The sequence below is a fragment of the Paenibacillus sp. T2-29 genome, from assembly GCF_052921365.1.
On sequence record NZ_JBREVE010000006.1, the window covers coordinates 224,279 to 236,642 of the forward strand.

The window sequence follows — 12,364 nt, forward strand, 5'->3', positions numbered from 1 at the left end:
TGATTTGGCGTTTTTTCATTTTCAGTATTGTAGTATCGATTTAACGTGATTTGGAACTGCGTATTTCCTGACGAACAAGCTGCCATACCATAAAGATCAGCACAAGGGCTTGTGGGATAAATGTTTCCCAGGTTGGATACATTCCCAACCAGCTAATGGATGGAAGCGAGGACGCGGTGTGTCCCGGAAGCTTGCCAGCCACCTGAAGCGAATGAATACTTTCACCCAGAAAACGAAATACGAGATAGTAAATCAGTACAGTGGCGGTCAGGAAAAAGGCGCGAATTGGTAACCGTACACTGAACTTGATGATTGCAAATGCAAGAACGACCAGTATAACCGTTGCCGAGCCAATGCCGATCAGCAATTGCGAGGTTTCGATGGCTGGAGCCATACCGATATAAAAGATAGCTGTCTCGGCCCCTTCACGTAGAATCGCGAGCGCAGAAACCGCAAAGAGCGACCATAGGCTACCCCGTGCCAGTGCATTGCCTACGCTGTTTTCCACAAAGCGGTTCCACGCAGCAGCATTGGATTTGCTATGCAGCCAGTTACCGACAGTTAGCATAAGCACAACAGCCACCAGCCCGGTGACACCTTCCAGCAGCTCACGCATGCTGCCCGATGCAGCAGCTGCCACCAGCGAGGTGAACAGCACCGCCAGTATTCCGCTTAGCACCAGTCCTGTACCAGCTCCTGCCCATATCCAGCGTCCAGCCACGGCTTCGCCGCTTTTTTTGGCATACGCCAGCAGAGCTGCGAGCACGAGAATGGCCTCCAGGCCCTCACGCAGCAAAATCAGTGCGGCATCCCATGCAGTATAAGAACGTTCCTCGGTCAACGGACGGAGCCTGTCCAGCATCTGATCAAGAGTCTGCAGGGCTTTATCCGTATTCGGTGGAGAAGACAGCAGATATCCGGAAGTCTCTGTCGTTTGATTTTCAATTGCAGTGTAAGACGCCGGATCGGAAATTTGTACATGTCCTTCGACGGAAGGCCATAGAGCGATAAACTGCCCTACCTTGTCTGCGGCCTGCTCTGGCTGACTAGCTACAACATCTTGGCGTGCGGATTCGAGCAGGGTGACTGCATCGCCGAGGGAAGCTGTTGAACCATTCGCCGCTCCGGCAGCGGCTTTGCCTGCATCTGCTCCTTGATCTGTGTTCTTAAGTTTGCCCTGACTATAATCAGACAGCAGTGTCGTTAACTCCTGCATTTCCTTGAGAGCCTGTGCTTGACGTATGGGCTCTGCTTGCATAGAGATGCGAATGAGGCTGATTTTCGTTTCAAGCGAACTGTATACTGAAAAATGATCCAGACGAATCGGTGTCTCCACCTGATACCAGGCTTTAACGATTCGTTCGTAATCCACCCGCGCAGCAGCCCAATCGCCTTTTTGCATGGCAGTCAGACTGCCCCTCGCCATAGGAAGCAGCTTTTCCGCTGCTTTGGCTCCGGCTGGAGCCGGTTTATCTCCTTCGGCAGCAGTCACGAACTCATTGACCGAGCGCGCCAGCACGGATAACGCAGCTTTCGCTGAATCCCCGTCGCCATGGGAAAGAGCCTTTTCCGCATCGGTCAGAGCTTGATCTACGGCCGCGATATGGGCTGAATCCCCGCCATTTGCTTTGGCGGCTTCCCACAAACCACGGAATTCCTTTAGGTCCTTGGAGGCTTCCGTCCATTGGTCTTGTCCCGCCTCCACCAGTGCTCCGCCGACCACAGGCATTAGCTGATCATTAGAGACAGCTTTAGCATTTGACTGTGCGAAAGCGGCCGACCCGGAGCCGGATATGAAGGGAGTTACTGTCAGCAGCAGAGCTGCTACCAGTACAAACATCCACCCCAAGCTTTTATTGCGCCGATTCATATAAATCCCCTTCCTTGCCTGCTGCTAAAATAACGTATCCCCGATGTATCCACCTTGCGATACACCTGGGAAGCAGGCGAACACCGCACTGCCTTTGTGAACAATATATTCGTTCAGCTTGTCATTGCGTACAAGCTTCTCCTGAATGTGGACGAACTGCTTGAACAGATCACGCTGGTAGCTGATGAACAGCAGTCCGGCATCGAGCTGTCCTGTTTGCTTGTCTAATCCGCTTGAATAGGAATAAGACCTCCGCAAAATATTAATACTCCCGTTCCCATGAGCCAATGCCACATGAGAGGTAGGGGGCGTAAGCGGCTTGCCTTCCGGACTTGTAGCCGCCAGATCCAGCTTGTCAAACTCTTTGCTTTTGCCCAGTGGGGCACCGCTGCGGCGATGGCGTCCAAAGGTATCCTCCTGGTCACCTAATGTTGAACGATCCCATACCTCTACCCGCATACGAATACGGCGTACAGCCATATAGCTACCGTTGCCCATCCATGCCGGTCCGTCATTGGTCTGTGTCCACACCAACCGGTTCATTTCGTCTGCCTTGGACGTGTCCGGGTTTCCCGTGCCGTCCTTGAAGCCAAGCAAATTGCGCGGGGTGCTTCCCGCAGGATCAGCTTGTGCCGTCCGCTGGAAGCCTTCCTGTGTCCAACGAAGTACCGCCGTCCCTCTAGCGATACGCGCCAAATTACGCAGGGCATGGAAAGCTACCTGCAAGTCATTGGCACATACCTGCACTCCGATATCACCGCCGCACCATTGTTCATCCAAGGCGTCTCCTTGAAAACGAGGCAGCTCACGGAACCCGGCAGGCTTGAGACTTGCCAGGCCGTACCGTCCATCAAAAAAGGATGGACCCACGCCAAAGGTGATCGTCGTCCGGGACGGAGACAATCCTGCTGCCTCGCCCGTATCGGAAGGAGGGAGGTTGAGATTTTCATTATCAGTGCCAAGCAGCACACCAGAAGTCATTGTAGCGCTTGCTTCCGTCCAGGCCTTGAAGAGATTTCGCACCTGTTCCTTGTCGCGAGTCGTCAGATCGAAAGCAGCAAAACAGATAAAATCTTGTGCTGGAGTTACAATGCCCGCCTGATGTTTGCCGTAAAAAGGAACCACATCCTTGGTATCTGCCTCCGTCATCATGCTTTCGAGGCGTTGACTGGCTGACAGCACAGCGCCCACGCCACCGCCGCCAAGCAGTAGACCTAATCCACCTACCCCGGCCAGCTTCAATAGATCACGACGTGATACGGATTTACTTTTTCCTGATCGCTCATCATCCGCGGACTGAATATCCTTTTCTGTCAGATCAGACTCTTCATTACGGGATTCCGCATATTGCGGCTTTTCTTGCCCTTTTTGCCGCTTAAAGCCTTTCATATCATTACACTCCTAACAATTTCCCCATTTGGGACAATGGTTCTGCCAAGGCATCGAGGTTTTGGCTCAGCTTTTTAATTTCTTCCGGTTTCAGTTTGGTATATGATACATAGCCTTCTCCGTCCTTAAAAGGAGCCAACTCCTGCTGTAAGGCTGTAAAGCGCTCACCGATTTGTTTTTCCAACGTGGCATCTTTTTGGTTCAGATCTGTTTTCAAAATGTCATATATCTTTTGAGCGCCCTCTACATTGGCAGCAAAGTCGTACAAATCCGTATGGGAATACCGTTCCTCTTCACCCGTCACCTTCGAGGTAGATACTTCATTCAGCAATTCGACTGCACCCGTTACCATCAGGCTGGCGTCAATATTAACTGTTTCTACTTTGGCACGCAGCAGCTTGGCATCACTCAGCAGTCGGTCGGAAAACTCGTCCAACCCTTTGGTGGTGTTTTCTTCCCATAATGTTTTCTCAATACGGTGAAAGCCGCGCCAATCCGCTGCCTCCACATCACCGTCACGAGCGTCAATATTCGGATCCAGATCGCCTAGTGCTTCCGCAATCGGTTCAATTCGTTCATAGTACATACGTGCTGGAGCATACAAAGCCTTGGCTTTGTCCAGCTCGCCAGCTTTGACTGCGTTCGTGAATTCTTCTGTCTTTTTCACAAACGTATCGCACTGCTCAGTTGCATAGGTACGATAAGCCGCAACCGCTTGATCAAAATTGGGAGCAGTCGCCGCAGGAGTCGTGGTCTGTGTTGTTGCTCCTGTATCTTTGGATGTTGCAGCGGGTTGCTGATCCGCAGTTCCGGCTTGTCCGCAACCTGCAAACAGAATAGAAGAGACCAGCACTCCGGCCGGCACGGCATAACGTAGTTTCATAATTAATGAACACCCTTTCTGGCCAAACTGGCCCTGAACCATAGTCTATAGCGCGATCTCTATATCGAATTATCATTTTTTGATAATGATTATCAGTCGCATTTTTTCTTATCATAAGGCTGCCCTATATGCCTGTCAATACATATTTTAGACACATAGTTCAACTCATCATTAAAGCTGCAAGTAAGGTGCCTATGCCCATTTTTATCCGCACATTGAACCATACCTGAGCACATGACATAAAATGTGTTGACTGTATCCCTTAACCTTGTTACACCACACAAAACCCGAGCAAGGAGGGGTGAAATTGACGAAGGGTAACGACCAGAAAAACAAGTTTTTGTTAACTCACCGTGAACGTGAAGTATTTGAACTGCTCGTGCAGGACAAAACGACGCGTGACATCGCCGGACAACTATTTATTAGTGAGAAGACGGTGCGTAACCATATTTCCAACGTAATGCAGAAACTGAACGTAAAAGGTCGTTCACAGGCGGTCGTAGAATTAATCAGGCTTGGCGAATTAAAAATCTGACCTCTCGTTCCTTGCGGGGTACAAAGTCTTCTCAATGATCCTTCAACAATGAAGGATGGTCGGGAAGGCTTTTGTTTTGTGATAAGTTAGCTGACACAATATATCTAAACTAGCAAAGGTGAATATATAACGAAAAAAACGATTAAACCGCTGAAATATATGGGAATTTGTGTGTAAGTGGTGTACTATATAGATAAGGAAGAAAATACCATGTGTTTGCCAATAAATTATATGAATAATTGAGGTGGAAAGCTGTACCACAAAGTTATGTTTAGATAGAAATGCATCTAGTGATAGTCTAAGAATATAAATCCCTACAAAAGCAGTACTCAGCATGGCGACAGGATGGTAGATGAATCAGGTTTTTGCCTAGAGCCTACCTGTGGTATATTCTTGATCGGAGGTGAACAATAAGACACATGACACCCAACCAACACTTGATGACTTATACGCTGAACAGCGGTATAAAGGGGACTGTCGACCTGACCAGTAAACAGGTGCAGGAATGGATTAAAGCATATCGAATTGGCAGCAAATTTGTAACGGTTGTGGGCAAACAATATTTTGGTTTAAACCCTGAGTTGGTAGCAGATTTCAAGGTACATAATGAATACTCGGAGCAGAGAGAGCACATATCCATGATACAGCCTGTAATGGAACACAAAGCTGTAGATCTGGACCCACTGGTAGAAGCGTATAGTCAGTATAAAACATTAATTCAGGTAGAATGTAAATGTGGTGCTTCCTATTTAGAAGAATCACCTCATAAGAGAACCAAGTGGTCATGCAAGGAATGCAACAATATTGTGTTCCTGGATCGTAAAAAGGGCATGGTGGATACGAATACAGGCAAGGCCTGGTACATGACCAACAAATACTATGTAGAAAGACAAAGCAACTGACGGATTGTCAGTTGCTTTTCTAACAGACTCGCACGTGTCTTTGGTGCATTTCACGATATATTAAATCCATACCTGGAAATTCTACTATATCTTTTGCCAAATAATAAAATTGATGTTTTGTACGCTTTGTAGTACATTATCAAGTGTATTATAAGGAGGCTTCTCATGTACGGACATAGACAAGATGATACTTTATACATCATGACTTACACATTAAATAGTGGTATCAAGGGCACGGTGCCTTTGTCTAATCAACAGATACAGGAATGGCTTGAGTGTTACAGAATCGGCAAGAAATTTGTAACCGAGATTGGCAAAGAGTACTTTGGACTGCATGCGGAACTGGTGGCTGACTTTAAAGTGCACAATCAGTATTCAAGCTATCAGGAGGTCATTATCCCGATTCAACAGCCGGATACTGGCTTAAGAGAGCTGTCTCAAGCTTACAAATCAACAGAAACCTTAATTAAAGTAGATTGCAAATGTGGTACATCGTATGTAACAGAATCCCCCTTTAAGCGGACCAAGTGGTACTGTACCAAATGCCGGGAGATTGTTTTTCTCGACAACAAAAAGGGAATGGTTGATACTTCCAGAGGCAAGGCTCATTATATGACCAATAAGTATTTTGTGGAACGGGAAACAACTGGCGTATAAGCCGGTTGTTTTTTTGTTCAAAGCCGATTGCGCTATAGTGAACAAGGGGAAAGATAAGTCATAATATAAACGATAGTCAGGTGGTGAATATCATCCGGGAACATCATACGAATGGTGTAAGAAATCGCGTGAGCACGAACCATGTGTACATAAACGAAACGCTTCATTTGGAACAAATCATAAGTGACCTGCGCGTGATGGGCTATGTGGCTTTTCATCATCATCCACATATTGTAGGTGAGCCTCTTGAGCTGGAGAAGTTAAAAAGGCAATTACTGTCATTTTTTCAAGAGCATCATGTATTGTGGCTTGAGTTTGATCCGCTAACGCAATATGTGGTAGTCAATAACATGGGAAAGGCCACGGTGCTGAAACTCATGGGTCGGAAAATAAACCCGCTACGTGATCAGAGAGCGAACGCTGCTTTGGCCGGACAGCCGCTGCATGAGTTGGATCGGGAGATAGAACGGCTGAATCGGCTGGTTCACCTGTTGCGCTACACTCGTTTTTCTTAAGCGACAGCATTAACGAAAAAAAGCATTCACGAAGCATATATAATCACATGCCGTGAATGCTTTTTAGTATGTTATTTTTTACCGCATAAGATGAGCAAATCTACTGTTACATACGGTAAATCTATTGCCTGCATTCGCTGCCAGTCTGCTTTCGTAGCTCTCCACGATAAGGGAGTCATATGGAGCAAAGGCTCCACGAGGTCGGCATTTAGCATAAAGCGATAGGTTACTCGTTCGGCGGATAGAAGATTAAATTGATCTTTAAATCGGCTTACTATATTGTCATTTGAATAAGCTGGCTTTTTCTTTTCATACAAGCATCTCAATTCCTGAAGGTAATATTGTTCGGGAATGACCTTTAGGATGCAGCCATCCTCCGAAAGAATCCTTTTAAATTCAGCATAATTAGAAGGGGACAGAATATTGAGTATACCGTCAAATTGTTGATTTGCAAATGGGCAATGAGCCAGATCGGCAACACACCAGAGGGCATGAGGATATGCTTTGGCTGCGGCCACAATACCTTCTTTTGACAGGTCCATACCTACGCTTGTAAGCTCGGTGATTCCCTTCCAGGTAAGCTTATCTTGAATGTGGCTCAAATGAGAACCTTCCCCGCAACCTGCATCCAGCAAGTACAGATGTGACTTTTGATTGAACAGGGGCTTCATCAACTTCATCATCGTGCAGCTTATGGCTTCATTTAAAGGATCGAAAAATCCGTTATTGCACATCATTCTTCTGGAGTTAAATAGTTGTTTATCATACTTGGTTTTATGGGATCGGGCGGATAAATGTAAATACCCGTGTTTTGAAAGATCATAGCAATGCTGATTCGTACATAGGAGGCTTTTGCCTTCCACCATACACATGGGTTGAGAGCATACAGGACAACTAAAAAGATGTTGATGCTTCCCGATCAGGCTGGCCTTCATCTCGTGTTTATTCCATTTGGACATAGAAAAGCACCTCGTTCATTCGTATTGGGTGAATGAAAAAAGGCACAGCCAAATAAACCCAACCCATCCTCGAAAAAAATGGTTGAGTTTTCATGAACTGTACCTCACATTACCGTAAACGAATGAACTGAATAATCATATTGTGCAGCGCTCCTCTAAAAAAATAGAAAGGGCTTTCGCCCTCTCTATTGTAACTTAGCTATTAGAAGTTGTCATATGCTTACACAGATTTCAAAAACTCCACAATCGTCAGCATACCCTTATCGAAATTCTCCAAATTAAAATGCTCGTTTGGTGCATGCAGGTTTTCATCCGGCAAGCCGAAGCCCATCAATACAACTGGAGCACTCAGTACACGGGAGAAGGTTTCCACGATCGGAATGGAGCCTCCATCCTTGGTAAATAGGGCACGTACACCGTATACCTTCTCAAAGGCATCCGCTGCTGCTTGTAAAAACGCATGTGACGGGTCGATGTTAAAGGCGTTCGCTTTCTCACCTTGTTGAATATCCAGGGTAGCTCCTGCCTGAACGTGGGCGCGTAAATGGCGCTCGATTTTGTTCAGAATATCTTGTGGATTCTGGTTAGCTACCAGGCGACAGGTGATCTTAGCATGAGCTTCCTTCGGAATGACGGTTTTTGTACCTTCACCCTGGAAGCCGCCATATACGCCGTTCAGCTCTAGTGTAGGCCGAGCCCCAACACGCTCGACGAAGCTGAATCCTTCTTCGCCATAGAGGGAATCAAGTGCAAGATCTTGTTGCAGTTTGCTCTCATTGAAGCCTTGCTTCACGAATTCTTCTTTCATGTCTGCCGATAATGGAGCAACATCGTCGTAGAATCCTTCGACGCTAACGCGGCCTTTATCGTCATGCAGGGTTGCCAGCAGAGACACCAGAGCATGCAGGGCATTCGGCACACCGCCACCGAAGGAGCCGGAATGCAGATCCGTGTTCGCCGTGTGAATGGCGACTTCCAGTGAGCACAGTCCACGCAAACCAGTGCAAATCGCAGGCTTCCCTTTTTCGATCAGAGAGGTGTCAGACACCAGTACAGCATCGGCTGCCAGACGTTCAGCACCTGTGTGCAAAAACTCAAGCAGGTTCGGACTGGACACTTCCTCCTCGCCTTCAATGCAGAATTTGATGTTCAGCGGCAATTTGCCTTCCTGCTTCAAAATGGCCTCAACTGCCTTAATGTGCAAGAAAACTTGCCCCTTATCGTCTGTCGCTCCGCGCGCATACAATTTTCCATCGCGAATAGATGGCTCAAATGGTGGCGTTTCCCACAGGTGAAGCGGGTCTACAGGTTGTACATCATAGTGTCCATACACGAGGATGGTTGGCTTGCCAGGTGCATGCAAATGGTCGGCGTACACCAGCGGGTGGCCTTTGGTCGGAATAATTTCAACGTTTTCCAAGCCCGCAGCAGTCAGTTTGGCTGCTAGCCATTCGGCTGCTTGGTTAATGTCTTTTTTGTGCTCCGATAATGCGGAGATACTCGGAATGGATAGCCATTCCTGTAGTTCGCCCAGTTGTTGTTCTCTGACTTTTTCAAAATATTCAGTATAACTCATAAACTATGTATCCTCCTTTTAAATGTAAATTGTGTTTATATTGCGCTATCCTCCGAACCGAGGTCGTGGACGATATGTCTAGTTTACTACGTTTTATGCTGAACGAAAAATAGGGAGATAAAAAAACGATTCTGCCCGGGTCTGTACAGACCTGAGTAGAATCGCCTTTCATCATGAATAGGATGTACTTATGCCCGGATGTCTAGTTGACCCCCAAGATGTGGTTGTACGCTTTTTTCCATCATCTGTACCAAAGCCTGTCCTTGTTCACTAGCCTGATCCTTAGCCATACCCAATACCTTCACACTTACGGCTTGAGCCAAGCTGGCCTGACTCATACCTGTGGATAATGCTGCGATATCCATGTTCCATCCTCCTTCATTTTGATAATTCGCTTTCTCTGTATTTATCGGTAGGAATGGTTATTTTGTTTCATCCAATTGGAATTGTGTCAGCAAATCTTGAAGCTGCTCTGCCAGACGGGTCAAATCTGCGGCAGACGAACCGATCTCTTCCATGGAGGCGAGCTGTTCCTCTGCGGCTGCGGACACAGTCTCTGTATGAGAGGCTGCTTCTTCAGCGATGCGTGTAATTTCCTCCATGCTGCTAACGACTGCATTCGTTCCATTAGCAACTCCGGCGGTAGAAGCGGCCACGTTATCGAGCTGCTTCGCTGATTTGGCTACCGCTCTACGGATGCGCGAGAAGGAGCGGCCGGATAGATCAATGGAATTGATGCCTTCAGTTACACGTTCCTTGGCAGATTCCATAGCGATTAGAGCTTCAGATACACCGCTCTGTATCCCTTGAATCTGTTCGCGAATTTGCTGTGCGGAATAAGCTGAGTTTTCAGCCAGCTTGCGGACCTCTGTTGCTACGACAGCAAAACCTTTGCCGTGCTCTCCTGCGCGTGCTGCTTCAATAGAAGCGTTCAGTGCGAGCAGATTAGTCTGGCTAGCAATTTCCGTAATGACGGTGACAATCGTTCCGATTCGTCCGGACCGGTCACTCAAAGCGCTGATAATCGTATCGAGCTCTTCCACGGTAGTGCGAATACCATCGATGGAGATGACACTATTGCCGATATGCTCACTGCCTGCATCCGACGCCTGAATAGCTTGTGCGGAATAAGTGGTCATTTCTGCCATGGTGTCGGTCATAGCTGTAATGTCAGCAGACATGCCGCTAACTCGTTCCTGATTATCTTTAGCACTGTCCACCTGACGTTCGCTGCCGGCAGCGACATCCTGAATGGCTATGGTCACATGCTCGATGGCACGGGTCGTTTGTTCTGCACCTGCGGCAAGCTCTTGCGAGGATGCTGACAAATTGCCTGTCATTGCCTGAATTTCTCTAATGATGTTACGCAGATTATCCACCATTTGCTGGAAGTATCTCGATAGTTCACCAATTTCATCTGTGCTGTTCGTAGCCACGTTAATCGATAGATTACCTTGGCTGATGGCGTCCATAGAGTTACGCAATCTATGGATAGGTTTAAGGATGCTGCTGATTAGCCACATTGCGAGCACACCAATGATGATGGCTGCAATGACCAACACTACGATTGTCGTGAGAAGAATCGGTTGGGCGGAGGCACGGGTTTCTGATTTGTCCATCGTTCCGGCAATTTTCCAGCCTGTCAGCTCATTGGTTTTGAAGATCAGATGTTTAGCTACGCCAGCATCATTGTGATCGAAGCTGCCTTCCTTGGAGGCAAACAATTCAGGCGTTTTTTCTCCCATTTCGGTACTCCCACTGACTTCTGTCGGGTGGGTAACGATACGTTTGGTACTATCAAATATCACAATATATCCATTTTGTCCGATTCTTAGCTTTGTGATTTCTTTTAAATTATTCAAATTCAGAGAAAGACCGAGAACACCGCTGTTGTCGGGAAGTGTACGTGAAATGTACACAACGGGGACCTTGGCCGTATTGAGCCCGACAGGGCTGATTACGGTTTGACCGGGTTTCTCCATGGCCTGTTTATACCACGGACGCTCTCGAGGATCGTTTGTGGAGCCTACGGCTTTGCCAATGATAAGTTTACCTTCGGGAGTTCCTACAAACATATCAACAACTTCCGTATGCATTTTCAAATACACTTGTAATCTTTTTAGAATGGCATCATCTGCCTCAGCGCTGTCATCACTAGCCGTCAACGTTGTAGAGTAATATTCCAGATCGGCGAGTTTGGCTTGAATCGTTTGAGTAACTGCACGATCAGATGCGGTAACGCTAGATGTCGCACTGTCCTGTAATTGGCGATCAGTCTGGTTATATGCTGCCTGATAAGAGAAAGAGCCCACAATAATACTAGGAACAAGCATGACCAGCAGGAATGCTGCTGTCAATTTCTTGCGTAGTGTTAAAGTTTTCAGTCGTTTCAGTTGTTTCATCAAACCCCTGCTTTCTATCTATATATTCATTTCAAAAGCTTACACCATATGTATTTACTATCGGTTTTTTCGAGCTGAATTGATAGATTTATTGCTAATTTGTCCAATACGTCTAAGAAATTGCTTGCATAGCATGGAGTATCTTGCAATTGGAGGGATAAGGTATGGGTTTTTTTCTAGATATGAGAAGCTCCACCAATTCATCAAAAACAGGGGAGGGCCCCGATATTCAATTGGGTCCTGTACCGGAGCGATTCGGTATGATTACGCTGCGAACCTTTCTTGTGCCGAATCCGATTGTGTCTTTTAGTGGTTCGATTGGTCTGATCGGTGAGCTTGGTGATACGTATGCGGTTGAAATCGTGCGTGGAGCCGACTATGATCCGAGCGAGGTAGTCTACCGCGCCGAGGGGGTGCTGGGCGTGACAGGATCAAATGAAACGCAAGCTTTTAATGCACAGGATTTGTCCGCTCCTTGGGCAATACAAACGGTATATTCTTCTTATATTTCGGGTGTATCGACCACTGTTCGTAATGGCCCTGAGGTATTCACGGGCATCGCTTCAACTCCGTTTTTGTAAAATATATCAGACAAGTATTCCCTGGTTCAGCCTTGCTACCTATTCATGGTTTTCCTGGGATTAGGCGGCTGCGCTTCAAGCCTACCAGCCACAGC

12 protein-coding genes are annotated in these 12,364 nt (G+C 47.0%); 5 read left to right on the forward strand and 7 right to left on the reverse strand.

All coding sequences use genetic code 11. The annotated features are described in order from the left end of the window. Positions 1 to 40 precede the first annotated feature (40 nt). Genes ACU1JV_RS18230 through efeO form a run of 3 tightly spaced genes read right to left on the reverse strand, consistent with a single transcriptional unit; the run spans position 41 to position 4,142 of the window. The gene (locus ACU1JV_RS18230; RefSeq protein ID WP_413986905.1) at positions 41 to 1,870 is read right to left on the reverse strand and encodes an FTR1 family iron permease; all 1,830 of its coding nucleotides are present in this window, start codon (positions 1,868 to 1,870) and stop codon (positions 41 to 43) included. A 24-nt stretch (positions 1,871 to 1,894) separates the two neighbouring features. Continuing rightward, on the reverse strand, positions 1,895 to 3,259 hold the full coding sequence (efeB, locus tag ACU1JV_RS18235) for an iron uptake transporter deferrochelatase/peroxidase subunit (protein ID WP_413986904.1): 1,365 nt from the start codon (positions 3,257 to 3,259) through the stop codon (positions 1,895 to 1,897). Between the two features lie 4 nt (positions 3,260 to 3,263). After that, positions 3,264 to 4,142 (reverse strand): iron uptake system protein EfeO, encoded by an 879-nt coding sequence (efeO, locus tag ACU1JV_RS18240; RefSeq protein WP_413986903.1) that lies wholly within the window; start codon positions 4,140 to 4,142, stop codon positions 3,264 to 3,266. A gap of 307 nt (positions 4,143 to 4,449) precedes the next feature. Here efeO and ACU1JV_RS18245 point away from each other — a divergent pair, with 307 nt between their 5' ends. From ACU1JV_RS18245 to ACU1JV_RS18260, 4 genes are all read left to right on the forward strand, one after another. Then, positions 4,450 to 4,677 carry a helix-turn-helix domain-containing protein gene (locus tag ACU1JV_RS18245; protein ID WP_013372773.1) on the forward strand — a complete coding sequence of 76 codons (228 nt, stop codon included), beginning with the start codon at positions 4,450 to 4,452 and terminating at the stop codon, positions 4,675 to 4,677. A 419-nt stretch (positions 4,678 to 5,096) separates the two neighbouring features. After that, positions 5,097 to 5,579, forward strand: coding sequence for a hypothetical protein (locus ACU1JV_RS18250; RefSeq protein ID WP_090738396.1), 483 nt, complete (start codon positions 5,097 to 5,099; stop codon positions 5,577 to 5,579). Between the two features lie 165 nt (positions 5,580 to 5,744). Beyond that, positions 5,745 to 6,236, forward strand: a complete 492-nt coding sequence (locus ACU1JV_RS18255; RefSeq protein WP_013372771.1) for a hypothetical protein — start codon at positions 5,745 to 5,747, stop codon at positions 6,234 to 6,236. 80 nt (positions 6,237 to 6,316) lie between these two features. Beyond that, positions 6,317 to 6,751 (forward strand): hypothetical protein, encoded by a 435-nt coding sequence (locus ACU1JV_RS18260; protein WP_413986902.1) that lies wholly within the window; start codon positions 6,317 to 6,319, stop codon positions 6,749 to 6,751. A gap of 71 nt (positions 6,752 to 6,822) precedes the next feature. On the opposite strand, the gene ACU1JV_RS18265 is transcribed toward ACU1JV_RS18260, so the two are convergent. From ACU1JV_RS18265 to ACU1JV_RS18280, 4 genes are all read right to left on the reverse strand, one after another. Then, entirely contained in the window at positions 6,823 to 7,710 is an 888-nt protein-coding gene (locus ACU1JV_RS18265) for a putative RNA methyltransferase (protein ID WP_413986901.1), read from the reverse strand. Positions 7,711 to 7,930: 220 nt separating this feature from the next. After that, positions 7,931 to 9,286, reverse strand: coding sequence for a dipeptidase (locus ACU1JV_RS18270; protein ID WP_413986900.1), 1,356 nt, complete (start codon positions 9,284 to 9,286; stop codon positions 7,931 to 7,933). A gap of 188 nt (positions 9,287 to 9,474) precedes the next feature. Continuing rightward, positions 9,475 to 9,651, reverse strand: coding sequence for a YjfB family protein (locus ACU1JV_RS18275; RefSeq protein ID WP_013372767.1), 177 nt, complete (start codon positions 9,649 to 9,651; stop codon positions 9,475 to 9,477). 57 nt (positions 9,652 to 9,708) lie between these two features. After that, positions 9,709 to 11,688, reverse strand: a complete 1,980-nt coding sequence (locus tag ACU1JV_RS18280; RefSeq protein WP_330706332.1) for a methyl-accepting chemotaxis protein — start codon at positions 11,686 to 11,688, stop codon at positions 9,709 to 9,711. A gap of 164 nt (positions 11,689 to 11,852) precedes the next feature. On the opposite strand from ACU1JV_RS18280, the gene ACU1JV_RS18285 reads away from it, so the two are divergent. After that, entirely contained in the window at positions 11,853 to 12,269 is a 417-nt protein-coding gene (locus ACU1JV_RS18285) for a hypothetical protein (RefSeq protein ID WP_025678777.1), read from the forward strand. Positions 12,270 to 12,364 lie beyond the last annotated feature (95 nt).